Consider the following 25,292-nt stretch of genomic DNA (forward strand, 5'->3'; position numbering starts at 1 on the left):
ATGTGGATAAGGGGAAGGGCTCGCTCCCACAAGGAAACGCGATCAACTGTGGGAGCGAGCCTGCTCGCGAAGAGGCCATCAAAATCACCCGAGATTCTGGATCAGCACCTCAAGTCGCATCCGCATGACTGACTACGCCCTTGATCACCACCGCCGCCGTCGCCAGCGCCGCCGGAATCACTAACGCCGTCAGCACTTGCTCGAAGTTCCAGCCCAGCCCCAGCAGCGTGGCGCCCATCCAGGCCCCGAGAATCGCGCCGAAACGGCCAATGCCGAGCATCCACGACACGCCGGTGGCGCGCCCCTGGGTCGGATAAAAACGCGCGGCCAGCGATGGCATCGCCGATTGCGCACCGTTGACACACATACCCGCCACCAGCACCAGAGTCGCCAACAGCGTGATACTGCCCAGGCTCTGCCCCACCGCGTAGGCAAACACCCCGGCCAGCAGGTAGAAAATGCCGATGACCTTGTGCGGATTGAACCGGTCCATCGCCCAACCCACGCCCACTGCGCTAAGCACACCACCGAACTGGAACAATGCACCGATGAACGCCGCTTGCTCCATGCTTGCGCCGCTGTCGCGCATCAGGGTCGGCAACCAGCTGGTCAGCAGATAAACGATCACCAACCCCATGAAGTAGGTCAGCCACAACAACAAGGTGCCGACGCTGTAGGTGCCTGAGAAGATCACCGCAAACACGTTGCGCGCCTTCACGGTTTTCTGTTCCGGCACGCTGAAGCTCGCGGCCTGGGCGACCACCGTCGGGTCGATGGGCGCCAGCGTCTTGCGCACTTTGTCGGTGCCGTGGTTACGGACGACAAGGTAGCGCGCCGATTCCGGCAGCCAGAACAGCAAAACGACGGCAAGGATCAGTGGCAGAATCCCACCGATCAACAGCAGGCTGTGCCAGCCGAACGCCGGAATCAGCTTGGCCGAAATGAATCCGCCACCGGCCATGCCGAGGTTGAAGCCACAGAACATGCTGGTCACCAGCAGGGATTTCTTGCGCTCCGGGGTGTATTCCGAGAGCAGTGTGGTGGCGTTCGGCATCCCGGCCCCCAACCCAAGGCCGGTGAGGAAGCGCAGCACCAACAATTGATCGACATTGGTGCTGTAAGCCGAAGCCAGGCTGAACGCTCCGAACAACAACACGGCGCCCACCAGTACGACTTTTCGTCCGAAACGGTCAGCCAACGGGCCGGAGCCCAGTGCGCCGAAAACCATGCCGATCAATGCCGCACTCATCACCGGGCCGAGGCTGGCGCGGTCGATGCCCCAGTCCTGAGACAGGGCCGGCGCGATGAAACCCATGGCCGCGGTGTCGAGGCCATCGAGAAAGACAATCAGGAAACACAGGATCACGACGCGCCACTGGTAGCGCGAAATGGGTTGAGCATTGATGAAGGACTGCACGTCGAGGCAGTTTCCTACAGCAGACTGAGGCTGGTTCATTATTTTTATTCCATGGATCGCAGTCGAACGGGGCCAGCCGACGCTGGCGCAGCCGCGACAGTAATAATCCAGAGGAAACAGCGTCAATTCAGTAAACGCGACTCTGTGCGTTTATCGAACAGCTTAGGCAAACAGCTGGGCGCTCAGATCGCGGCTTGCGCTTAACAAACCGGGGAGAAACCGCTGCTCCAGTTCGTTACGGCTGACCCGTCCTGCATGAGTGCTGACGTTGAGGGCCGCGACCACCTGACCGGAAGCGTCGTACACCGGAACGGCAATCGAACGCAGACCCTGCTCAAGTTCCTGGTCGACGATGCACCAACCTTGTTGCCGTACCTCCTGCAAACATTCGAGCAATGCTTCGGGGGTATGAATGGTGCGACTGGTCTTGGCCTGCAGGTCGGCGTGGTCGAGGTACTCCCCCAGCGACGTGTCGTCCAGGGCGGCCAGCAGGATCCTGCCCATCGACGTGCAATACGCCGGCAGCCGACCGCCCACCGAGAGGTCCACAGAAATCAGACGCTGGGTGGTCGCCGAGCGGGCTATATAGAGAATGTCGTCACCTTCCAGGGTGGCCATGTTGCAGGCCTCATGCAATTGCTCGCTCATGCGGTCCAGGTACGGCTGGGCAGAAACTGCCAGCGGCGTCGAGGAAACATAGGCATGGCCCAGGGTCAGCACCTTGGGCAGCAATGAGTAAGTGCGGCCGTCGGTGGTGGCGTAGCCGAGTTTGATCAGGGTATGCAGGCAACGTCTTACCGCGGCGCGGGGAATTTCCGTGCGGTGGCTGATCTGGGCAATGGTCAGGTGCCGCTTGCGCTCCTGGAACGCCTGCACGACGGCCAGCCCACGGGCCAGGGAGGTCATGAAATCCGGGTCACCGGTCAGGGCCTGGATCCGTTTGGCTGGCGATGCGACGATCGGCGGTGCCACTGAAGCGAAGGAATTGCGCAGTTGATCGTTCATATAAGGTCCTTTTCCCACACGGATCAGCGACTATTACAAGCGGCATGGGCCCGGCAAACAAGCCCGGCCAACCAAGATTGGGCGATTATCGAACCATCGACCGATAATCGCAATCGACTTCCACTACCTCCCAGCCTGCCAACGAGCCGGAATACGCACCTTTGCGTATGTTTTCGCGCAAACCTGAAGGCCGATTTAAAGGTGCATATAATTGCCCTAAGTTGTTCGACTTAATGGCGCCAGAAAGGCAGCGTCGCACACTGACATCAGCCAACGCACTAGTTGCCGGTAAAAGTTGCGGCCAACCAAAACAATCACACATCAAGATCTACTTTTAACTCTTTGGCGATAGTGTTCTGTGAATCGCTCGCTATAATGCAAATCAGTAGCCAGGCGATTTTTTACTCGCCGATCCCGCTACCCGGTGGCGCGATGTTCCATCGCTGCTGCCCCCGGCAAGCGTCCGACGCTGACTGCACCCGCATCGCCAACGCGCTCGCCGAAACAGGAAACTGATGCTACGTCAGCTATTTATCTCTGGTGCCGTGGCCGCCTGCAACATGGACGTACTGATCACCCTGCCGTAAAAACGATGCCTTTGTGGGCGTTGTCCTTCCGACGAGTGTGGTCAATACATTGAACGCAGCGCGTTTCACCAGAATTCATCTCAACTCAATCAGGTAGCACTGTGACGAAAGACGAACTGCGCGCGGAACTTGAGCGCCAGGAACAACGTTACAAGGAAGTTTACGGCGGGGAAGTCACCACCTACGCCGCCCAGCCCGAACCGGAACGCAAACCCTGGCGTAAACGCGCCACCGTTCAGGATCAGGTATTCAAGCAAGAACTGGAAAAAATGGAAAAGGAACTCAAAGCCGAAGAGCCATGAGCACCTCGGCTTGAATCCTTCCAGGGTCTGCGTTTGCTCCCGTTAAAAGCGGGGTGTATTGATGTTGCCTTTTGCGCCCGCTACGAGCGGGCCGCGGCTACCTTGCCCATCTGACAGGGTAAAAGGCTCATATCTGACTCTCTCTTCAGAAATTTCACACAAGCGTTCAAATCCCTCCTTCACACGAGTGAAACCCTTGTGGCGACAGCGTTTCCAAAGAAATTCAACGACTTGCAAGCCCCGAAAAATCACCGGGGCTCAGGGCGCGGCTGCAAAATAATTCGTTGAAGAATGTTACCGATGAGCAGCTAGTGCATCGATTGACAGTCTTTTCTGGCATAATCGCGCCCCCTTATGACCGGGTCAGAAAACCTTCATGATCGATTTATTCAGCGGACTGGATGCTTGGGTGCTTGTGAGCCTCTTGCTCGCCCTGGCTTTTGTCCTCGCCTTCGAGTTCATCAATGGATTTCATGACACCGCTAACGCGGTAGCCACTGTTATCTACACCAAAGCGATGCCGCCTCATCTGGCGGTGTTCTTTTCCGGTGTGTTCAATTTCCTCGGCGTGTTGCTGGGCGGCGTTGGCGTGGCGTATGCCATCGTTCACCTGCTGCCGGTGGAGCTGCTGATCAACGTGAATACCGGCCATGGCCTGGCGATGGTGTTCTCGTTGCTCGCCGCAGCCATCACCTGGAACCTGGGCACCTGGTACTTCGGTATCCCCGCCTCCAGCTCCCATACGTTGATCGGCTCGATCCTCGGCGTGGGCCTGGCCAACGCCCTGATCAACGATATTCCGCTGGCCGACGGGGTGAACTGGCAAAAGGCGATCGATATCGCGATGTCGCTGGTGTTCTCGCCAATGGCAGGTTTCCTGATCGCCGCGCTGGTACTGATCGGCCTCAAATGGTGGCGTCCGCTGTCGAAGATGCACAAGACGCCGGAACAGCGCCGCAAGATCGACGACAAGAAACACCCGCCGTTCTGGAACCGCCTGGTGCTGGTGATCTCGGCCATGGCCGTGAGCTTCGTGCACGGTTCCAACGATGGTCAGAAAGGTATCGGCCTGATCATGCTGGTGCTGATCGGTATCGTGCCGGCGCAGTTCGTTCTTGACCTGAACAGCACCACCTACCAGATCGAGCGTACCCGCGACGCCACCTTGCACTTGAGTCAGTTCTACAAGCGCAATGCTGACTCCCTGGGCGAGTTCCTGGCCCTGGGCAAAAGCGTTTCAGGCGATCTGCCGGAGAAATTCCGCTGCAACCCGCAACAGACAGAACCCACCATTGACGCCCTTCTGGGTACCCTCAAGGGTGTAGCTGACTACCACTCGCTGTCGTCGGAAAGCCGCATCGAAGTACGTCGCTACCTGCTGTGCCTGGACGATACCGCGAAGAAAGTCGCCAAGTTGCCTGGCCTCGCCCCCCGTGAAAAGGCTGACCTGGACAAACTGCGCAAAGACCTGACCACCACCACCGAATACGCCCCGTTCTGGGTGATTCTGGCGGTTGCCCTGGCCTTGGGCCTGGGTACCATGGTTGGCTGGAAGCGCGTGGTATTGACCATCGGCGAGAAAATCGGCAAGCAAGGCATGACCTACGCCCAGGGCATGTCGGCGCAGATCACCGCCGCGTGCATGATCGGCATGGCCAACATCTTCAGCCTGCCGGTGTCCACCACCCACGTCCTGTCCTCGGGCGTCGCCGGGACCATGGTCGCCAACAAAAGCGGCCTGCAAGGCGGCACCGTCAGAACCATCCTGCTGGCCTGGGTACTGACCCTGCCGGCCACGGTCGCCCTGTCGGCCGGCCTGTTCTGGCTGGCTTCAAAGGCACTGGGTAGCTGATACGCAGTTGTACGAAAAAGGCGCGCTCCGTGAGGACCGCGCCTTTTTTATTGCTGTCTGTCACCACGAAACAACTGTGGGAGCGAGCCTGCTCGCGAAAGCGGTCAAACAGACGCCATTTTCATTGCGACGACTTCCGTCTTCGCGAGCAGGCTCGCTCCCACAGTGAACTCTGCGAAGGCCGATAGATTTTCGCAGGCAAAAAAAAAAGGGCAACCGAAGTTGCCCAAAATGCCTTGCGTGCTCATTGCATCCAGAAAGACCTACGGTTTTTTCCGCTTGTGCGAATCCTTCCAGATAAAAAATCCGAACCCTGCAAAAAACACCAGCATGAGGCTGACGGTCAGCACTCCGGCGATCACCACGTTGTCGAAAAACATGACGCGTCTCCTGCAGTTGCCCTGTTGCGATGGGGTTAAGTTAACCAATCGGGCAGGAGAGAATATTGACCGGGATCAATGTTGCCCGGGACCGGGCATATAAGGAGGGGAAAACTGACCTGCATCAATCGATGCCGGGGGTTCAACGCTTTTTCGGCTTGTTCTTCGATTTGGTTTTTGGGCTTTTCTTCGCTTTCCCCAACGGCATGGCCTGTTCGAACGCCTGGCGCACTTCATTCAGGCGTTTGTCGTTAAGGTCATGGACACGCTTGGCGCGTTCGGCGTTGAGGTCGATCAGCTTGTCGTCTTGGCTCATGGCGTTCAGTGCATCGCTGGAAATGAAATTCAGCTGCCGCATCGTTCGGCAGGGTTGCGCCAATAATGAGGTCTGGCGACGGCGCTGACCAGCCACATCCTCAAATCTCGATATCGACCCACAAGCCCTGGCGCGGCTGGTCTTCCATCAGCGGCGCCACCGGTACGGTATTGTCGGCATTGAGTTCGTCTCCGGGGATCGCCAAGTGCGCTTCTGGATCATCATCAGCTTCACGCCGGCGCCGCTCGCGCTCTTGCTGTCGACGCTGTTCCTCGCGCAATAACAGAACGGCTTCTTCGCGGTCGCGGTTTTTCAGGTCGATGGTGCTGTCGGTGGAACTCTCCTGCATCGGCACCACAGGCGCGATGTCCGGGCGCGGGCGAACCGGGTCGTGCTGGGAAGTGATCGGCACGGCACTCAGGGGGAGCATCGGTGGCAGCATATAAATGGGTCTCCTGTCAGCAGGCTGTCGGCTGCGGGAATGGCGACTTGAGCCATCGGTCGCAAACTGTGACCCAATTGGCACTCGTGGGTGCCGCAGTCCACGCACCGCCTGTAAGTGGGCTAACGTAAACCCGAGAGTTTTTCTGAGAGTCCTTTGGCCCTCAAGCCCTCATTCCGTTAAGATAGCCCGCTTTTTCAAGGTGGGAGTCAGGCAGCATGGCGCAGCAGTATCAACCGGGGCAACGCTGGATTAGTGACAGCGAAGCCGAGCTGGGTTTGGGCACCGTTCTGGCACAGGACGGCCGCTTGCTGACCGTGCTCTATCCGGCCACTGGCGACACCCGCCAGTACGCGCTACGGAATGCGCCCCTCACTCGTGTAAGGTTTTCGCCGGGTGACAGCATCACTCACTTCGAAGGCTGGAAACTGACCGTTCGCGAAGTTGACGACATGGACGGCCTGCTGGTCTACCACGGCCTCAACGCCCAGAACGAAGTGGTCACCCTGCCGGAAACCCAACTGTCGAACTTCATTCAGTTCCGCCTGGCCAGCGACCGCCTGTTCGCCGGGCAGATCGACCCGCTGGCCTGGTTCTCCCTGCGCTACCACACCCTCGAACACACCAGCCGCCAGTTGCAGTCCTCGCTGTGGGGCCTGGGCGGCGTGCGTGCGCAACCGATCGCGCACCAGTTGCACATCGCCCGTGAAGTCGCCGACCGTATCGCGCCACGGGTTCTGCTGGCAGACGAAGTGGGCCTGGGCAAAACCATCGAAGCCGGTCTGGTGATCCATCGCCAACTGCTTTCGGGGCGCGCCAATCGCGTGCTGATCCTGGTGCCGGAAAATCTTCAGCACCAGTGGCTGGTGGAGATGCGCCGCCGTTTCAACCTGCAGGTCGCGCTGTTCGACGAAGAACGCTTCATCGAAAGCGATGCCTCCAACCCGTTCGAAGACACCCAGCTCGCGCTGGTTGCACTGGAATGGCTGGTGGACGACGAGAAGGCCCAGGACGCGCTGTTCGCCGCCGGCTGGGATTTGCTGGTAGTCGACGAAGCACACCACCTGGTGTGGCACGAAGATCAGGTCAGCCCTGAATATTCGCTGGTCGAGCAACTCGCCGAAACCATTCCCGGCGTGCTGCTGTTGACCGCAACCCCGGAACAACTGGGCCAGGACAGCCACTTTGCCCGTCTGCGCCTGCTCGACCCGAACCGTTTCCATGACCTGCACGCCTTCCGCGCCGAGAGCGAAAACTATCGTCCGGTCGCCGAAGCCGTTCAGGAGTTGCTGGACAAGGGACGTCTGTCACCGCAGGCGCACGAGACCATCCACGGCTTCCTCGGCAACGAAGGCGAAGCGTTGCTGACCGCGGTCAACGATGGCGACACCGAAGCCAGCGCCCGCCTTGTGCGCGAGTTGCTGGATCGCCACGGCACCGGCCGCGTGCTGTTCCGTAATACCCGTGCCGCGGTGCAGGGTTTCCCGGAGCGCAAACTGCACCCGTATCCGCTGCCGTGCCCGGACGAATACCTCGAACTGCCACTGGGCGATCACGCCGAACTGTATCCGGAAGTCAGCTTCCAGGCCCAGCCGGACGCCAACGAAGAAGAACGCTGGTGGAAATTCGACCCGCGCGTCGAGTGGCTGATCGACCAGTTGAAAATGCTCAAGCGCACCAAGGTCCTGGTGATCTGCGCCCACGCCGAAACCGCCATGGACCTGGAGGACGCCCTGCGCGTGCGCTCCGGCATTCCGGCCACGGTCTTCCACGAGGGCATGAACATCCTCGAGCGTGACCGCGCCGCCGCTTACTTCGCCGACGAAGAATTCGGCGCGCAAGTGCTGATCTGCTCGGAAATCGGCAGTGAAGGCCGCAACTTCCAGTTCTCCCATCACCTGGTGCTGTTCGACCTGCCGTCCCACCCGGACTTGCTGGAACAGCGGATCGGTCGTCTGGACCGCATCGGTCAGAAGCACACCATCGAACTGCACGTGCCGTACCTGGAAACCAGCCCGCAAGAGCGCCTGTTCCAGTGGTACCACGAAGCGTTGAACGCGTTCCTCAATACCTGCCCGACCGGCAACGCCTTGCAGCATCAGTTCGGCCCGCGCCTGCTGCCGCTGCTGGAAGAGGCCGACGATGGCGAATGGCAAACACTGATCGACGAAGCCCGTACCGAGCGTGAGCGCCTGGAAGCCGAACTGCACACCGGCCGTGACCGCTTGCTGGAGCTCAATTCCGGCGGTGCCGGTGAAGGAGAGTCGCTGGTTGAAGCGATTCTTGAGCAGGACGACCAGTTCGCCCTGCCGATCTACATGGAAACCCTGTTCGACGCTTTCGGCATCGACAGCGAGGACCATTCGGAAAACGCCCTGATCCTCAAGCCGAGCGAAAAAATGCTCGATGCCAGCTTCCCGCTGGGCGACGACGAAGGCGTGACCATCACTTACGACCGCAACCAGGCGCTGTCCCGCGAAGACATGCAGTTCATCACCTGGGAACACCCGATGGTGCAAGGCGGCATGGATCTGGTGTTGTCCGGTTCCATGGGCAACACCGCCGTTGCGCTGATCAAGAACAAGGCGCTGAAACCCGGCACCGTATTGCTGGAACTGCTCTACGTCAGTGAAGTGGTTGCCCCGCGCTCGCTGCAACTGGGCCGCTACCTGCCGCCGGCCGCATTGCGCTGCCTGCTCGATGCCAACGGCAATGACCTGTCGGCCCGAGTGTCGTTCGAGACCCTGAACGATCAACTCGAAAGCGTACCGCGCGCCAGCGCCAACAAGTTCATCCAGGCCCAGCGCGATCAGTTGACGCCACGGATCAACGCCGGCGAAGACAAGATCTACCCGCGTCACGCCGAACGAGTGGCGGAGGCGCAACGTCGCCTGGCGGCTGATACCGATGAAGAACTGGCACGCTTGACCGCATTGCAAGCGGTCAACCCGACCGTACGCGACAGCGAACTGGTTGCCCTGCGCAAACAACGCGAGCAAGGCCTGGCCATGCTCGACAAGGCTGCGCTGCGACTGGAAGCGATCCGGGTGTTGGTGGCGGGTTAACCCCCCTGCTCCACCGGCAAACAAGAAGGCCCGCAGCGATGCGGGCCTTTTTTTGTACATGACTTTTGTGATGTTTGTGATGGCCCCTTCGCGAGCAGGCTCGCTCCACAAGTCATTCCCCCTGTGGGAGCGAGCCTGCTCGCGAAAGCGATTACGCGGGCGCCGCAGAACCTTCAGGCTCAACCACAGCGACCAACCCCTCTTTCATCCGCTTGGCATCCCTTACAAAACACCGCGAAGCCAACACCAGAAACACCATGGTGAAAAACAGTGCCACCGGAATCAGGTACATCGCATCATGCAGACCGACCGCCTTGAACGCCTCGGTCATCTGCTCGGCACCCGCCGATAACATGGCCGTGTGCGCAAAGTGATCGGACAAGGCGCCGACCACCACCGGCCCCAAACCACCTCCCAACAGATACAACCCGGCGAAGAACAGCGCCATGGCCGTTGCCCGCAGACGCGGCTCGACCACGTCCTGGATCGCCGTGTAAACGCAGGTGTAGAAGTTATAGGCGAACAACCAGCCCACACTGAAAACGGCCACGAACACCCCGATCTCGATCCGCCCCGAATGCAGCGCCCACGCCGTGCACAAGGTAGAAATAATCAGACTGAACGCGGCGAACAGCAGACGACCATTGGCCACCCGCTGGTGGATCTTGTCCGCGATCCAGCCACCCAGGGTCAGGCCGACCAGTCCGGTTACGCCGACAATGACCCCGGTCGCCACTGCCGCTTCCTGCAATGGCATCAGGAAATAGCGCTGCAGCATCGGCACCAGAAACGAGTTACAGGCATAAGTCGCGAAGTTGAAGCACAGGCCGGCCAGCACCAGCCACAGGAAGGTCGGCACCGCCAGGACACGGCGAATCGGCCGGTCAACCTTCTCTTGCGACACCTGCACGCTTTCGGCGGCACCGCGCTTGGGCTCCTTGATGTAGAACATGAAGACCGCCAGGATCAACCCCGGCACCGCGGCGATGAAGAACGGCGCACGCCAGCTGTCGAACGCCTTGACCATCGCGCCGATGGTGAAGAATGCCAGCAACAGCCCCAACGGCAGCCCCAGCATGAAAATCCCCATGGCCCGCGCCCGGCGATGAGCCGGAAACAAGTCGCCGATCAGCGAGTTGGCAGCCGGCGCATAGCTGGCTTCACCGATGCCGATGCCCATGCGCACGATCAGGAAGCTCCAGAAGCTGCCGACCATGCCATTGACCGCCGTCAGTCCGCTCCATGCGGCCAGGCCCCACCCCATCAGTTTGCTGCGCGAACCGGTGTCGGCCATCCGCCCCAGGGGCAGGCCGGCGATCGCGTAAACGATGGTGAACGCCGTGCCGATGATCCCCAGTTGAAAATCGCTGAGGTGCCATTCCATGCGAATCGGTTCGATGATGATGGCCGGGATGGTGCGGTCGAAAAAGTTGAACAGGTTGGCCAGGAACAGCAGGAACAGAATGCGCCAGGCATTCGCCGCTTGGGTCGAGTTCTGCATGGGTCCGTCTCTTTTATTGTTATGGGGCTTCACTGCCAGCGCATCCGAGCCCGGAACCTGCAATCTAGTCAGGCCCGCCAACGCTGTCTGTAATTATTCGTAAAGCTGATACCTGTCCATGGCGCCCGGAGCTGCTCATGCAACGACTTATTTCCAAACGCTCTAACGTTCATTCCAAAATGGTAGACACCAATTTGCCACTACCGCTTGCGATCCGTACCTGACCTCTATACTTCAGGACATTCGCCGGCGTTGCTTGCACCGGTCAGGGAATCAACATGGGGCATGCTATGGAGTGGCTTGGTCTGCATTTCATTACCGAGCTGCCAGAGAGCGGGCAGGTCATACTCAATTGCATACATGACCCTTTTCTGGTGCTACTGGCTTATCTGGTCGCCTGTGCCGGCAGCTTTGCCACGCTGGACATGGCCGAGCGCGTCGCCCATGCGGAAAAACCCGCCTCCCGACGCCTATGGCGCTGGGTCGGTGCCGGGTGCCTGGCCGGCGGGATCTGGGCCATGCACTTCATCGGTATGCTGGCGTTCCAGGCGCCGGTCAATGTGCATTACCATCTACCCATCACCCTTGCCTCCCTGTTGATCGCCCTGCTGGCTTCATGGCTGGCGATGCACACGCTCAGCCGCCCGGCCTTGAACTTCTGGCAATGCCTCAAAGCTTCGATCTGGATCGGCCTGGGCATTGCCACCATGCATTACGTAGGCATGTCCGCCCTGCGCTCGCCAGCGATAACCTACTATCAACCGACCTTGTTCGCCCTCTCCATCGTGGTGGCGATTGGCGCCAGCCTCGCGGCATTGCTGCTGGCGAATTACTTGCGCAACGGCGCCGGGATGTTCCATCAGTTGCTCAAATACAGCGCCAGCCTGGTACTCGGGACAGGCATCATCAGCATGCATTTCACCGGCATGGCCGCCTTCAATCTGGTACTGCCCACCGGTAGCCTCGTGATCCAACCCGGGGAAAACAACCATCTGCAGTTGGGCCTGACGGTCGCGGTGATGACGCTGCTGATCATCGGCAGCAGCGTCAGTGCGGCGCTGGCGGACAAGAAGCTGCAACACAAGGAGCATGACCTGCAGCGGGTCAACTCACTGCTCACCCAACTGGATCAGGCCCGCATGTCGCTGCAACAGGTGGCGCACTACGACCCTTTGACCAACCTGATCAACCGCCGCGGTTTCAACCAGCTGTTCGCCGAGAAACTCATCGAGAAAACCCATGGGGGCGGCATGCTCGCCGTGTTGTTCCTCGACATCGACCATTTCAAGCGCATCAACGACAGCCTCGGTCACGACGCCGGCGACGAGTTGCTCAAAGTGATCGCCAGCCACATCAAAGGCTCGGTGCGCAGCCATGAAGACGTGGTGGCGCGCTTTGGTGGCGACGAGTTCTGCATGCTCATCAACCTGCATGATCGCGAAGAAGCGCGGCACATGGCGCAGCGGATCATGTTGAAAATGAAGGAGCCCATTGAGTTGGCCGGACGGCGCATGGTCATGACCACCAGCATCGGCATCAGCCTGTTTCCCGATGACGGCAAGACCTGTGACGAGCTGCTGAAAAACGCCGACCTGGCGCTGTACCAATCCAAGGGCAGTGGGCGCAATGGCCTGAATTTCTTCAGTGCCAATCTCAAGGCCCGTGCCACGCTGGAGCTGCAACTGGAGGAAGAGCTACGCCATGCCCTGCGCGAAGACACCGGCCTGATGCTCTATTACCAACCGATCTACGACTTGAAAACCGGCCAGGTGAGCAAGCTTGAAGCATTGATTCGCTGGCAACACCCGGTCCACGGATTCCTCGCACCCGACCGCTTCATCCCCCTCGCCGAGGCCAACGGCCTGATCACCGAACTGGACAACTGGGTGCTGCGCAAAGCCTGTGAAGACCTCGGTGAGTTGTCGCGCCAGGGATGCGAAGCCCTGAAGATCGCCGTGAACTGCTCGCCCCTGAGCCTGGCGCGCGAGGAACTGGCGGGGCAAATCGAACAGGCATTGCGCAGCGCGGGAGTCGCGCCGCAACGACTGGAGCTGGAGGTGACCGAAAATGCCCTGATGGGCAATATCGCCGACACCCTGGTACTGCTGCGACAGATCCGCGCCTTGGGCGTGTCGCTGTCGATCGATGATTTCGGCACCGGATACTCGTCCCTGGCCTATCTCAAGCGCTTGCCGCTGAACACGCTGAAAATCGACCGTTCGTTCATTCAGGACATTCCCAAGTCGACCCAGGACATGGAAATCGTCCAGGCGATTATCGCCATGGCCCACACTCTGCATCTGGACGTGGTCACCGAAGGCGTCGAAACCTTCGAGCAATACCAGTTTCTCGAATGCCACGATTGCGACTTTGTTCAGGGTTACCTGCTCAGCCGGCCGGTGCCGCTGGCTGAATTACGTCCGGTACTGAACGAAATCAACCAGCGCAGGCACACCTACACCCTTACCTCGTTGAATCTGCTGCACGGTACATCTGCACTAATGTAGACGGGTCTTTTTCCAGGAACCCCTGCCCGCCATGCAGTCGCATCAGCTGCGCCGCCAGGCCGCTGATCGGTGTCGCCGAACCCTGCTCGCGGGAAAACTTCACCGCCGTGTCCAGATCCTTGAGCAAGGTCCGCACATGCCATTTCACCGGTTCGAAACGGCTCTCGGCCATTTGCGGGGCGAGGATCTGCAACGGTTTCGAATCGGCAAAACCACCGGCCAGCGCCTCGGCGATCAGGCTCGCATCGACACCGGAACGCTCCGCCAGCGCCACCACTTCGGCAATCACCAGCGCATTGCAGGCGACGATCATCTGGTTGCAGGCCTTGGTCACCTGCCCGGCTCCGACAGCGCCCATGTGGGTCACGCGTTGGCCCAGATTCAACAACACGGGCTTGATGCGTTCGAGATTCGCCGCGTCGCCACCGACCATGATCGCCAGGCTCCCCGCCTCGGCACCGACCACGCCACCGGACACCGGCGCGTCAAGCCAGCCCATGCCGGTCCGGCTGGCAAGCTCTGTTGCCATTTCCCGCGTCGCGGTGGGTTCCAGGCTGGAGAAATCCACCAGCAACTGGCCGCTTTTCGCGCCTTCGACCACCCCGGTCGCGCCAAACACCACTTCACGCACCACCGAGGTATCCGCCAGGCACAACATCACCAGGTCCGCGTGCCGGCACAACTCAGCCGGTGTCGCGACCTGGCGGGCACCCGCCTCGACCAGCGGCGCGCATTTGGCCGGATTGCGGTTCCACACCGTCAGCGGATAACCCGCCGCCAGCAGGCGCCGACACATCGGCAGCCCCATCAGACCGATTCCGGCAAAACCCAACGAAGGTAGTGTTGACATCATTTTGCCTCTTTTTGATTAAAGATCGCCGAATATCGGCCGATTCATCATGACTCAGGAAAGGATTCCCCCGAGCGACGCTCAGGCCACGGCTCTGACGCTTGGGCCAAATACGCGCTGATAAAAGACGCGAGTTCTCATCCGTGACGGTTCGACGACAGCGTGTCGCCCGACCAACCAGCCCAGGTACATGGCGAACAATGACTTCCAAAAACAATCCGGCCACTGCGGTATCCGACCTGACCTTGAGCCCCGCGGCGAACAGCCCTTCATCGTCGAAGCCATTGCTCCCGTCACGCCCGCTGGCGACCCAGCAATACCTGTACTTCACCGAAACCAACACCGACCGCATCCTCGACAACCTCGACGGCCTGCGCGACATGGTGTTCCCGCGTCCACCGCACCTGGAAGGCGACAACGAACAGCACAGCGACCAGGAATTCCCGTCAGTGTGCCTGATCGGTCTGGGCCGCTGCGGTTCGAACATCGCGCTGGATGTCGCGGAGCTTGTATACAACGCCCGCAAGTTCTACCTCAACGAATTCAACAGTGAAGACCGCCTGTCGGCGGACAAGCGCTATGCCGAAAAAGGCTACAGCCCGGCCCAATGGATTCGCACCAACCTGCGCCTGATGCCGAACAAGGCGACCAAACCGGTGTTCCTGGTAGAGCCGCTGGTGATGCTCGGCGACCTCGACAAAGACATCGCCGGTCGCATCCGTTTCTCGCGCAAGGGTGAAAAAAGCGGTTTCCTGCGCGACTACAGCAAAATGAAAATCATGGACTTGTCGGAAGTCCACGCCGGTGGCGCCGGTAACGCGCCGATCCTCGGCCAATACCTGGCCAAGATCATCCTGAACAAGGACACCCAGCGCTTCTCCAGCCCTGACTGGAAGATGATTCACTCGTACCTGATCGACAGCTGCGGCATCAAGGCCAACCAATCGCGCCTGTACTTCTCGATCTTCAGTGCCGGTGGCGGTACGGGGTCGGGCATGGCTTCGGAATTCGGCCTGGCCCAGCAACACTCGTACATGAACAAGACCTTCGACACCAAGCCGATGGATGAGCACGACAGCAAGAGCGGTCACTCCTTCGTCTTCGAGCCGATTTTCACCAGCGGCATCTGCGTACTGCCGAACATTTCCGATCACCGCAGTGAAATGTCCGAAGCGCTGCACATCAACGCCGGTCGGCTGCTGTGTAAATACCTGTCGGAAGAGTGGGACTTCTCCTACAACTTCGCCAACGAAGACAGCAGCGAAGCCAGCGTCATGGGCCGTATCCGCCCGTGGAACGCGATGATGCTGATTTCCAACGACATCATGCGTTACGCCGAAGAAAGCGACGACGGCAACATCCAGAACATTGATGTCAATGCCATGGAGAAGCACGCCAACCAGTACATCTCGCAGCAGATCTTCAACATTCTGACGGCGCAAGCGGTAACGACCGACTACGACCAGAACTATTTCCGTCGCGCCGGCATCGACATCGGCGAAACCATTCGCCTGGACGCCAACGACCTGTTCATGAGCCTGGCCGGCCCGGTGGCGATTGCCTACGCCGAGTCCGTGGTTCCGGAAACCCCGGCGCCTACCAGCGACAAGTTCAAGGTGTTCGAGAAAGAGCCGCAGCGCCTGAACATCGACGATCTGTTCTTCCGCTCCATCGACCTGCCGCACTTCAACAAGGTCACCCAGGCCATCGAAGGCATCAGCCTGCTGCCGATCGAGTCCAAGCGCTATCGTGCGTCGCTGGAGCAGTACAAGAATTCCGGCTACGACGCGGCGGCCCTGCACGACCTGCACTTCTTCAAGAACTGCTCGTCGGTGGTGTCGATCGTTTCGCTGCCGAAGGACTACAAGCTGTCCTACATGGACCTGAACCGGTTGAAGACCCATCTCAACAACCTGTTCCCCAATACCACGCTCAAACGCTACGCACTGGTAATCGGTGCCTCGGCCAACCTGTCGCTGACCACCCTGATCGCCAAGAGCCCGTGCCTGTCGGACGACTTCCTGACGCTGATCGTGGCCTTCATCAAACGTTGCTTCGCACGCAGTCCGTACCGTTTCGACGAAACCCTGGATAACTCGATGCTGGACTTCATCGTCAACGAAGAGTTCGACGAAGCGCGGATTGATGACTTGCTCAACGAGTTCGAGAACCCGGCGAAGATCCTCGATACCAACTGGTACGCGATCAAACCGATGTACGAGAAGAAATACCGCGAGCTGATCAACGACAAGGACAAGTTTGTCTCGATCAACGACATTCGTTTGTCGCGCGATTGCGTGAAGAAAGCGATCAAATACCTGCGTGAGATCTACCGTCACCGCATCGGCAAGACCAAGGTTATTTCGCTGAATAACCACACAGGCAAAACCTTCTAAACCGCGTCGTTCCCTTCGCGAGCAGGCTCGCTCCCACAGGATTCAGTGATGATCTTGGGAGAGCGAGCCTGCTCGCGAAGACCTCCTCGGATTCACGCAATCCCAACATCCAGAAACAATTGAGCAGCCCTCAGGCTGCCCGCTCAACTGTTCCCGTTACGTTTACGTCACCGTGAAGCTGTGGCTTTTCTCTACGGCAACGTGCCATCACGCTACTCGGCTACACACTTTTGGTCAGCGGCGACGCGCACCAAACAAGTGCATGCATTCAGGCCTTTGCTCTTTCCTGGATCAGGATCCACGGCGAAACCACCACTGCCCACAACTGCGGATCCCGTTCGAAAAGATCCAGCGCCCGCGTTTCAGACAGCTTGGCGACCTTGTCGCAGGCCAGCCAGGCAGCGACTTTCTCACCTTCGTCGGTGGCCACGGCCTCGGCGGCAGCGATCAAATCCAGGCCGGGGTCGACCCACAATAGGGCACCCTTGGCAAAGAACGGCTCCAACTCCTTCCAGGTAATAGATGCGGTTTCACCAAGCAGCTTGGCATAGAGGGTGCTAGGTTCTTCAGTCATGGGTCCGGTCCGGAAAAGAAATTGACGCAATGATAACGTCGGTGGTCTGGCAGAAAAACCCAGAAGCAATTTGCATCACTGAATGAAAAGAGCAGGAAAGCCAAGGAATGCACGGAATCTGGCTATAAGCCCGTCAACGCCCCGCCGCAATTCTGACTTTTTCTTTCAAAAAAGCGACACCCCCAAGTTTTGCCCCCTGGCGCCAGCTTCCCAGGCTGACAATCGGCGCTCTACACTGTACCGGTACAGTTGCCGAGGGGCTTTTCCGGGGAATGTCGTAGATACTGACCCGGTTCTGCTGCCGACGGCGCCAGGACTATAAAAACTACAACAGTAAGAGTGGAGCACTATGACTAAGGCTACTAAGCAGATTTCCAAACTGTTTGCCGCTATGGTTCTGGCCGGGGTTGCCAGCCATTCGTTCGCAGCTGACACCATCAAGATCGGCATCGCCGGCCCTAAAACCGGCCCTGTAGCCCAATACGGCGACATGCAGTTCAGTGGCGCCAAAATGGCCATCGAACAGATCAACGCCAAAGGCGGCGTAGACGGCAAGAAACTCGAAGCCGTTGAATACGATGACGCCTGTGATCCAAAACAAGCGGTAGCGGTCGCGAACAAAGTCGTCAACGACGGCGTTAAATTCGTGGTCGGCCACCTGTGCTCCAGCTCCACTCAACCGGCTTCGGACATCTACGAAGACGAAGGCGTGATCATGATCACTCCGGCTGCCACCAGCCCGGACATCACCACCCGTGGTTACAAAATGGTGTTCCGCACCATCGGTCTGGACAGCGCCCAGGGCCCTGCCGCCGGTAACTACATCGCCGATTTCGTAAAACCGAAAATCGTTGCTGTCCTGCACGACAAACAGCAATACGGTGAAGGCATCGCCACTGCCGTCAAACAAACCCTCGAGAAGAAAGGCACCAAGGTTGCCGTGTTCGAAGGCATCAACGCCGGCGACAAAGACTTCTCCTCGATCATCGCCAAGCTCAAGCAAGCCAACGTCGACTTCGTCTACTACGGCGGCTACCACCCGGAGCTGGGCCTGATCCTGCGTCAAGCGGATGAAAAAGGCCTGAAAGCCAAGTTCATGGGTCCGGAAGGCGTGGGTAACGATTCGATCTCGCAGATCGCCCAGAAGTCCTCCGAAGGCCTGCTGGTGACCTTGCCGAAATCCTTCGACCAGGATCCGGCCAACGTCGCCCTGGCTGACGCGTTCAAAGCCAAGAAAGAAGACCCGAGCGGTCCGTTCGTGTTCCCGGCCTACTCGGCTGTGACCGTGATCGCCGACGGCATCAAGGCTGCCAAGTCCGAAGACTCCGCCAAAGTGGCTGAAGCCATCCACGCCGGCACCTTCAAGACGCCTACCGGCGACCTGAGCTTCGACGAGAAAGGCGACCTGAAAGACTTCAAATTCGTGGTTTACGAGTGGCACTTCGGCAAACCAAAAACTGAAGCCAAGCCTCAGTAAGGCCTTGCCTGACTGACTGCCAATAAAGCCCACGGCGTGCCGTGGGCTTTGTTTTACGAACGTACCTGGGCCGCGCTGGCGTGATCCGCTAGTCTCCCCACCTGAAAATCTCAAAACCGTCATCAGCGGTTCGCTGGCAAACCCCGAGTCCGAAGTGGATGCAGATCCACGGGATCGGGCGGGAAAATGACTCCACCAGTGAAATGCGTATCAGGTTTTTAGGAGCGCTGTAATGCCTGACATCTATCACTTCTTCCAACAGCTGGTTAATGGTTTGACCATTGGCAGCACGTATGCCCTGATCGCCATCGGCTATACGATGGTTTACGGCATCATTGGAATGATCAACTTCGCCCACGGCGAGGTGTACATGATCGGCTCCTACGTGGCGTTCATCGCCATCGCCGGGCTGGCCATGATGGGACTCGACAGTGTTCCGCTGTTGATGACCGCCGCTTTCCTGGCGACCATCGTTGTCACCAGTGCCTACGGCTACAGCATCGAACGGATCGCCTACCGCCCCTTGCGCGGCAGCAACCGTCTGATCCCGCTGATCTCCGCCATCGGCATGTCGATCTTCCTGCAGAACACGGTTCTGCTGGCGCAAGACTCCAAGGACAAATCCATTCCCAACCTGATTCCGGGCAACTTTGCCTTCGGGCCAGGTGGCGCACATGAAGTGCTGATTTCCTACATGCAAATCGTGGTGTTCGTGGTGACCCTGATCGCCATGCTCGGCCTGACGCTGTTCATCTCCCGCTCTCGCCTGGGTCGCGCCTGCCGCGCCTGTGCCGAAGACATCAAGATGGCCAACCTGCTGGGTATCAACACCAACAACATCATCGCCCTGACCTTCGTCATCGGTGCCGCGCTGGCGGCCATCGCGGCCGTGCTGCTGAGCATGCAATACGGCGTGATCAACCCGAACGCCGGTTTCCTGGTCGGCCTCAAGGCCTTCACCGCCGCGGTACTGGGCGGTATCGGCAGCATTCCGGGCGCCATGCTCGGCGGGCTGGTACTGGGTGTGGCAGAAGCTTTCGGTGCCGATATCTTCGGCGACCAGTACAAGGACGTCGTAGCCTTCGGTCTCTTGGTTTTGGTGTTGTTGTTCCGGCCAACCGGCCTGCTGGGCCGTCCGGAGGTTGAGAAAGTATGACTAGGAATCTTAAACAGGCGTTTTTCAGCGCCTTGCTGGTGTGGGCCGTGGCCTACCCGGTACTGGGTCTGAAGCTGACCATCGTCGGTATCCACCTCGAAGTCCATGGCACCAGCACCGCGACGCTGATCACCATCGCCGTGTGCTCGGTGCTGATGTTCCTGCGTGTCTTGTTCGACCAGCAGATCAGCTCGGCCTGGCGCTCCTCGCCAGGCATGCCGCTGATCCCGGCCAAGGCCACCAACTTCCTGACCCTGCCGAGCACCCAACGCTGGTTCATCATTGCGTTGATCGCCGGTGCGCTGATCTGGCCGTTCTTCGGCTCTCGCGGCGCGGTGGACATCGCGACACTGGTGCTGATCTACGTGATGCTCGGCCTGGGCCTGAACATCGTGGTCGGCCTGGCCGGCCTGCTCGACCTCGGTTACGTCGGCTTCTACGCCGTCGGCGCCTACAGCTATGCGCTGCTGTCGCACTACTACGGCCTGAGCTTCTGGATCTGCCTGCCGATTGCCGGCCTGATGGCGGCCACCTTCGGCTTCCTGCTCGGTTTCCCGGTGCTGCGTCTGCGCGGCGACTACCTGGCGATCGTGACCCTGGGCTTCGGTGAAATCATCCGTCTGTTCCTGCGTAACCTGACCGGCCTCACGGGCGGTCCGAACGGCATCAGCAACATCGAGAAACCGACGTTCTTCGGCCTGACCTTCGAACGTAAAGCCGCCGAAGGCATGCAGACTTTCCACGAGTACTTCGGCCTGGCATACAACTCGATCAACAAGGTGATCTTCCTTTACCTGGTTGCATTGCTCCTGGCACTGGCTGCGCTGTTCGTCATCAACCGCCTGCTGCGCATGCCGCTGGGCCGCGCCTGGGAAGCACTGCGCGAAGACGAGATCGCCTGCCGTGCACTGGGTCTCAACCCTACCGTGATCAAACTGTCGGCCTTTACCCTGGGCGCCAGTTTTGCCGGTTTCGCCGGTAGCTTTTTCGCTGCCCGTCAAGGCCTGATCACGCCGGAGTCCTTCACTTTCATCGAGTCGGCGATCATCCTCGCCATCGTGGTACTGGGTGGCATGGGCTCGCAGCTGGGTGTGATCCTGGCCGCCGTGGTGATGATCCTGTTGCCGGAAATGATGCGTGAGTTCAGTGAGTACCGCATGCTGATGTTCGGTGCCTTGATGGTACTGATGATGATCTGGCGCCCTCAGGGTCTGCTGCCCATGCAACGTCCTCACATGGAGCTGCGCAAATGAGCCGCGAGATCCTTAAAGTAGAAAACCTGAGCATGCGCTTCGGCGGCTTGCTGGCGGTCAACGGCGTTGCCTTGAGCGTGAAAGAGAAACAAGTGGTTGCACTGATCGGCCCCAACGGCGCCGGCAAGACCACCGTGTTCAACTGCCTGACCGGCTTCTACAAGCCGAGCGGCGGCAGCATCCTGCTGGACGGCGAGCAGATCGAAGGCCTGCCGGGCCACAAGATCGCTCTCAAAGGCGTGGTGCGTACCTTCCAGAACGTGCGGCTGTTCAAGGACATGACCGCGGTCGAGAACCTCTTGATCGCCCAGCATCGTCACCTGAACACCAACTTCCTGTCCGGCCTGTTCAAGACCCCGTCGTTCCGCAGAAGCGAGCGCGAGGCCATGGAATATGCCGAGTACTGGCTGGACAAGGTCAACCTGCGTGAATTCGCCAACCGTCCGGCCGGCACCCTGGCCTACGGTCAGCAACGTCGCCTGGAAATCGCCCGCTGCATGATGACCCGTCCGCGGATCCTGATGCTCGACGAACCGGCCGCCGGCCTGAACCCGAAGGAAACCGAAGATCTGAAGGCGCTGATCAGCGTGTTGCGTGAAGAGCACAATGTCACCGTGCTGCTGATCGAACACGACATGAAACTGGTCATGAGCATTTCCGACCATATCGTCGTGATCAACCAGGGCACGCCTCTGGCCAACGGTACGCCGGATGAGATCCGCGACAATCCTGAAGTGATCAAAGCCTACCTGGGGGAAGCGTAAATGCTGCAGTTCGAAAACGTTTCCACCTTCTACGGCAAGATCCAGGCCCTGCACAGCGTCAACGTCGAAGTCCGCCAGGGCGAAATCGTGACCCTGATCGGCGCCAACGGTGCCGGCAAGTCCACGCTGCTGATGACCCTGTGCGGTTCGCCTCGGGCCCACAGCGGCAGCATCCGCTACATGGGTGAAGAACTGGTTGGCCAGGACTCCTCGCAGATCATGCGCAAGAGCATCGCCGTGGTTCCGGAAGGTCGTCGGGTGTTTTCCCGCCTGACCGTGGAAGAGAACCTGTCCATGGGCGGTTTCTTCACGGCCAAGGGCGACTATCAGGAACAAATGGACAAGGTCCTCGGACTTTTCCCACGCCTGAAAGAGCGCTTCAACCAGCGCGGCGGCACCATGTCCGGCGGCGAACAGCAGATGCTGGCCATCGGCCGTGCGCTGATGAGCAAGCCCAAGCTGTTGCTGCTCGACGAACCGTCGCTGGGCCTGGCTCCGATCATCATCCAGCAGATCTTCGACATCATCGAACAACTGCGCAAGGACGGTGTGACGGTGTTCCTGGTCGAGCAGAACGCCAACCAGGCGCTGAAAATCGCTGACCGTGCCTACGTGCTGGAAAACGGCCGGGTGGTGATGACCGGCACCGGTGAAGCGCTGCTGACCGATCCGAAAGTGCGTGACGCCTACCTCGGTGGCTGAGCCTTTGCGGTAAACAAAAAAACGGCCTTCGCGGGCCGTTTTTTTTGCGCCAATCTCAACAGCGACGTTGCCCCCCTGTGGGAGCGAGCCTGCTCGCGAAAGCGGTGGGACATTCAACATTGATGTATCTGACACGTCCCCATTCGCGAGCAGGCTCGCTCCCACAGGATGTGCGCTTGCGGTTTATAGCCGATCCAGCGCTTCCCCACTGCGCTTGAACCACCCCATCAAATAATCCGCCAGCACCTGCGTGCGTTTCGGCAAGCCGCCTTGATACGGATGCACCAGGTACATCGGCATGCTTCGGGTCTGATAGTCACGTAACAGCCAGCGCAAACGTCCGTCAGCCAATTCCGCCGGCAGCAGGTAAGACGGCAAACGGGCAATACCGGCGCCGGCCAGGGCAGCTTTCTTCAGCAGGTTGTAATGGTTGCTGGCGAACGGCCCGGAGACCCGTACCCGCAGCAGTTCGTGTTGCTGGTGATACAGCCACTCCTCACGACCGCTGTAATGACTGTTGAGCAGGCATCGGTGTTCGGCCAACGCTTGGGGTGTCTGCGGTTCACCGTATTGCTCCAGATAGGCCGGGCTCGCGCAGGTCATCTCGTGCCAGGCCAGCAGCGGACGCGCCACCAGTCGCTGGTCATTGGCCACGTCAGAGCGGATCGCCAGATCGAAGCCGTCGCGCGCCAGTTCGCGGTAACTGTTGTTGAGCTCCAGTTCGATCTGCACCTCGGGGTACTTGGCCGAGAATTCCAGCAGCAGGCCATCAAAGAAGGTTTCTCCCAGCGACACCGGAACTGTCATACGGACCGGACCGGCCATATCGTCCTTCAATCGCGCCAGGGCCTGACGTGCCCTTTCCACTTGTACTACAAGCGCCTGGGCTTGTGGCAACAACGCCGCACCGGCTGCCGTCAGGCTCAGGCGTCGTGTGGTGCGTTGCAACAACACCACGGCAAATTGCGTTTCCAGTTGGCTGATACGCTTGGACAGCTGCCCCTTGCTGCAACCGAGCTGCTGGGCGGCCAAGGTAAAACTGCCCGCTTCGACCAATACGGCGAACGCCGCCAGATCATCCATTTCACTCATGGATTGTTTCCATTTGAAAACCAAAGGTTGCCTATTAGCGCGCTTATCAGCAGAAAAAACCACCCTAAACTGAAGCCACATTCAATCCAGTGGAGGAACGGCAACATGAAAATTCTTTTGATCGGCGCAGGCGGCACCATTGGTTCGGCCATCGACAAGGAACTGTCTCAACGCCACGAAATCGTGCGCATCAACCGCAACAGCGGCGACTTTCAGGTGGACATCAGCGACAGCGCCTCGATTCGCAAACTGTTCGAGCAAACCGGCAAGTTCGACGCGTTGATCAGCGCCGCCGGCAACGTGACCTTCGCCCCGTTGGATGAGATGACCGAAGAGAGTTTTGCCCTGGGCCTGAAAGACAAGCTGATGGGCCAGGTCAATCTGTTGCTGATCGGCCGCGAGTTTGCCAATGACGGCGCGTCGTTCACCTTCACCACCGGTGTGCTCAGCCACGACCCGATCCGCAGTGGTGCCTCGGCAGCGCTGGTCAACGGCGCGCTGGACAGCTTCGTCCGTGCCGCCGCCATCGAACTGCCACGCGGCCTGCGGGTCAACTCGATCAGCCCGAACGTGCTGGTCGAAGCCATGGGTAAATACGCCCCGTACTTCCGCGGCTTCAAACCGGTTCCTGCGGCGGATGTGGCATTGGCCTACGCCAAGAGCGTCGAAGGCTTGCTGACCGGCCAGACCTTTCACGTCGGCTAACACAACACCCTCCCTGTAGGAGCGAGCTTGCTCGCGATGGGCGTTAACGATGGCGAGGGCTATCTGAATGAACGCGGCGTCTTCATGTTTTTCGCGAGCAAGCTCGCTACTACAGGGTGATTGATACCCATCGCCAGGGTTGTGATGGAGGATCAGGCTGAGTAACGTGGCGGCACTTGTCAGGAGACCCCAAGATGCGTGTTGCCCGTTCCTTAGTCCTTGTTGCCCTGCTCCCCTTGTTCGCAGCCTGTCAGTTGCTCGACGGTTCGCGTGAAAGCGCCTCTCATGTGGGCCAGACCCGCATGCAAGGCCAGTTGAGCGCCGCCGACGGCAAACTGTTGTTCCAGCCTTGCGGCGAACAACGTCGTTATTCTGTCAACGACACGGGCGGCACCAGCGTCCTGCAACAGGCCGCGAGCCTGGCCGATGCCCAGGGCAAGTTGTTTGCCGATGTGCGCGGGCGGATCGTTTCCAGTACCGGCGACGGTCAACTCGACATTGAACAGCTGTATCGCATCGAGCAGACAGGTCACGCCTGTGACGATCCCGACTTCAAAAAGCTGATCCTGCGCGCGACTGGCCATGAGCCCGAGTGGAGTGTGAGAGTCAGCGGTAAAGGCATGATCATCGACCGCGTCGCCCAACCACCCTTGGCCGTCCCCTACGTCGAAGAGCAACTGGGCGATGGCCGCTTCAATCTCAGTACCGAAGCCAATAATCAACACATCGAACTGTGGGTCGCGCCGCAACGCTGCGTCGACAGCAGCAGCGGCAGCGTCCTGCACATGAGTGCCGAGCTGCGGATCGACGGCCAGGTGCAACGCGGTTGCGGGTATTTCGGCGGATCGCGCGACGACTGATCGTTTAAGCCTCACGGCACCCGGTCTTTGCGGCTTATAATCGCCGCCTTCAAACGCCCTGGCGCAGTTGTGCGCCCCGCGAACCGGAT

Annotated in this window: 21 protein-coding genes; 12 read left to right on the top strand and 9 right to left on the bottom strand. The window is 59.5% G+C overall.

Annotation, left to right across the window (positions count from 1 at the left end; translation table 11 throughout):
• Positions 1-109: 109 nt before the first annotated feature.
• On the bottom strand, positions 110-1,456 hold the full coding sequence (locus tag ACW9HW_RS07805; protein WP_457399258.1) for an aromatic acid/H+ symport family MFS transporter: 1,347 nt from the start codon (positions 1,454-1,456) through the stop codon (positions 110-112).
• A gap of 123 nt (positions 1,457-1,579) precedes the next feature.
• Entirely contained in the window at positions 1,580-2,422 is an 843-nt protein-coding gene (gene pcaR, locus ACW9HW_RS07810; protein ID WP_095195401.1) for a pca regulon transcriptional regulator PcaR, read from the bottom strand.
• Between the two features lie 688 nt (positions 2,423-3,110).
• Between pcaR and ACW9HW_RS07815 the strand changes: the two genes are divergently transcribed.
• Positions 3,111-3,311 carry a hypothetical protein gene (locus ACW9HW_RS07815; protein WP_008056863.1) on the top strand — a complete coding sequence of 67 codons (201 nt, stop codon included), beginning with the start codon at positions 3,111-3,113 and terminating at the stop codon, positions 3,309-3,311.
• 376 nt (positions 3,312-3,687) lie between these two features.
• A complete protein-coding gene (locus ACW9HW_RS07820; protein WP_095195400.1) occupies positions 3,688-5,163 on the top strand; it encodes an inorganic phosphate transporter in 1,476 nt (491 codons plus the stop codon).
• A 263-nt stretch (positions 5,164-5,426) separates the two neighbouring features.
• On the opposite strand, the gene ccoM is transcribed toward ACW9HW_RS07820, so the two are convergent.
• From ccoM to ACW9HW_RS07835, 3 genes are all read right to left on the bottom strand, one after another.
• Positions 5,427-5,543, bottom strand: a complete 117-nt coding sequence (gene ccoM / locus ACW9HW_RS07825) for a cytochrome c oxidase subunit CcoM (protein ID WP_008056860.1) — start codon at positions 5,541-5,543, stop codon at positions 5,427-5,429.
• A 142-nt stretch (positions 5,544-5,685) separates the two neighbouring features.
• Complete coding sequence (locus tag ACW9HW_RS07830; protein WP_457399300.1) at positions 5,686-5,901, bottom strand: hypothetical protein; 216 nt, start codon at positions 5,899-5,901, stop codon at positions 5,686-5,688.
• 58 nt (positions 5,902-5,959) lie between these two features.
• On the bottom strand, positions 5,960-6,301 hold the full coding sequence (locus ACW9HW_RS07835; protein WP_095195399.1) for an aspartate-semialdehyde dehydrogenase: 342 nt from the start codon (positions 6,299-6,301) through the stop codon (positions 5,960-5,962).
• A gap of 218 nt (positions 6,302-6,519) precedes the next feature.
• Here ACW9HW_RS07835 and rapA point away from each other — a divergent pair, with 218 nt between their 5' ends.
• Positions 6,520-9,366: an RNA polymerase-associated protein RapA gene (gene rapA, locus ACW9HW_RS07840; RefSeq protein WP_095195398.1), complete on the top strand. Its 2,847-nt coding sequence runs from the start codon at positions 6,520-6,522 to the stop codon at positions 9,364-9,366.
• A 151-nt stretch (positions 9,367-9,517) separates the two neighbouring features.
• On the opposite strand, the gene ACW9HW_RS07845 is transcribed toward rapA, so the two are convergent.
• Positions 9,518-10,867: a spinster family MFS transporter gene (locus ACW9HW_RS07845; protein WP_457399261.1), complete on the bottom strand. Its 1,350-nt coding sequence runs from the start codon at positions 10,865-10,867 to the stop codon at positions 9,518-9,520.
• A gap of 290 nt (positions 10,868-11,157) precedes the next feature.
• On the opposite strand from ACW9HW_RS07845, the gene ACW9HW_RS07850 reads away from it, so the two are divergent.
• Positions 11,158-13,374: a putative bifunctional diguanylate cyclase/phosphodiesterase gene (locus ACW9HW_RS07850; protein WP_457399298.1), complete on the top strand. Its 2,217-nt coding sequence runs from the start codon at positions 11,158-11,160 to the stop codon at positions 13,372-13,374.
• On the opposite strand, the gene ACW9HW_RS07855 is transcribed toward ACW9HW_RS07850, so the two are convergent.
• On the bottom strand, positions 13,331-14,227 hold the full coding sequence (locus ACW9HW_RS07855; RefSeq protein WP_457399263.1) for an NAD(P)-dependent oxidoreductase: 897 nt from the start codon (positions 14,225-14,227) through the stop codon (positions 13,331-13,333). The two genes, ACW9HW_RS07850 and ACW9HW_RS07855, sit on opposite strands and share 44 nt — an antisense overlap.
• A 197-nt stretch (positions 14,228-14,424) precedes the next feature.
• Between ACW9HW_RS07855 and ACW9HW_RS07860 the strand changes: the two genes are divergently transcribed.
• Positions 14,425-16,620: a hypothetical protein gene (locus tag ACW9HW_RS07860; RefSeq protein WP_095195395.1), complete on the top strand. Its 2,196-nt coding sequence runs from the start codon at positions 14,425-14,427 to the stop codon at positions 16,618-16,620.
• Positions 16,621-16,888: 268 nt separating this feature from the next.
• On the opposite strand, the gene ACW9HW_RS07865 is transcribed toward ACW9HW_RS07860, so the two are convergent.
• Positions 16,889-17,194, bottom strand: a complete 306-nt coding sequence (locus ACW9HW_RS07865; RefSeq protein ID WP_095195394.1) for a DUF2288 domain-containing protein — start codon at positions 17,192-17,194, stop codon at positions 16,889-16,891.
• 349 nt (positions 17,195-17,543) lie between these two features.
• Here ACW9HW_RS07865 and ACW9HW_RS07870 point away from each other — a divergent pair, with 349 nt between their 5' ends.
• The 5 genes from ACW9HW_RS07870 (at position 17,544) to ACW9HW_RS07890 (ending at position 22,546) form a co-directional block, all read left to right on the top strand.
• Positions 17,544-18,671 carry a branched-chain amino acid ABC transporter substrate-binding protein gene (locus ACW9HW_RS07870; RefSeq protein ID WP_095195393.1) on the top strand — a complete coding sequence of 376 codons (1,128 nt, stop codon included), beginning with the start codon at positions 17,544-17,546 and terminating at the stop codon, positions 18,669-18,671.
• A gap of 232 nt (positions 18,672-18,903) precedes the next feature.
• Positions 18,904-19,827, top strand: a complete 924-nt coding sequence (gene livH / locus ACW9HW_RS07875) for a high-affinity branched-chain amino acid ABC transporter permease LivH (RefSeq protein ID WP_095195392.1) — start codon at positions 18,904-18,906, stop codon at positions 19,825-19,827.
• Positions 19,824-21,080 carry a high-affinity branched-chain amino acid ABC transporter permease LivM gene (locus tag ACW9HW_RS07880; RefSeq protein WP_095195391.1) on the top strand — a complete coding sequence of 419 codons (1,257 nt, stop codon included), beginning with the start codon at positions 19,824-19,826 and terminating at the stop codon, positions 21,078-21,080. Before livH ends, ACW9HW_RS07880 begins: the two co-directional genes overlap by 4 nt.
• The gene (gene livG / locus ACW9HW_RS07885) at positions 21,077-21,844 is read left to right on the top strand and encodes a high-affinity branched-chain amino acid ABC transporter ATP-binding protein LivG (RefSeq protein WP_095195390.1); all 768 of its coding nucleotides are present in this window, start codon (positions 21,077-21,079) and stop codon (positions 21,842-21,844) included. Before ACW9HW_RS07880 ends, livG begins: the two co-directional genes overlap by 4 nt.
• Positions 21,845-22,546: an ABC transporter ATP-binding protein gene (locus tag ACW9HW_RS07890; RefSeq protein WP_057716104.1), complete on the top strand. Its 702-nt coding sequence runs from the start codon at positions 21,845-21,847 to the stop codon at positions 22,544-22,546.
• Between the two features lie 183 nt (positions 22,547-22,729).
• On the opposite strand, the gene ACW9HW_RS07895 is transcribed toward ACW9HW_RS07890, so the two are convergent.
• The gene (locus tag ACW9HW_RS07895) at positions 22,730-23,638 is read right to left on the bottom strand and encodes a LysR family transcriptional regulator (protein WP_457399266.1); all 909 of its coding nucleotides are present in this window, start codon (positions 23,636-23,638) and stop codon (positions 22,730-22,732) included.
• Positions 23,639-23,743: 105 nt separating this feature from the next.
• Here ACW9HW_RS07895 and ACW9HW_RS07900 point away from each other — a divergent pair, with 105 nt between their 5' ends.
• A complete protein-coding gene (locus ACW9HW_RS07900; RefSeq protein WP_095195388.1) occupies positions 23,744-24,343 on the top strand; it encodes a short chain dehydrogenase in 600 nt (199 codons plus the stop codon).
• 194 nt (positions 24,344-24,537) lie between these two features.
• The gene (locus ACW9HW_RS07905) at positions 24,538-25,203 is read left to right on the top strand and encodes a COG3650 family protein (RefSeq protein WP_457399268.1); all 666 of its coding nucleotides are present in this window, start codon (positions 24,538-24,540) and stop codon (positions 25,201-25,203) included.
• Positions 25,204-25,292 lie beyond the last annotated feature (89 nt).

This window comes from Pseudomonas sp. SDO5532_S415, assembly GCF_054071155.1.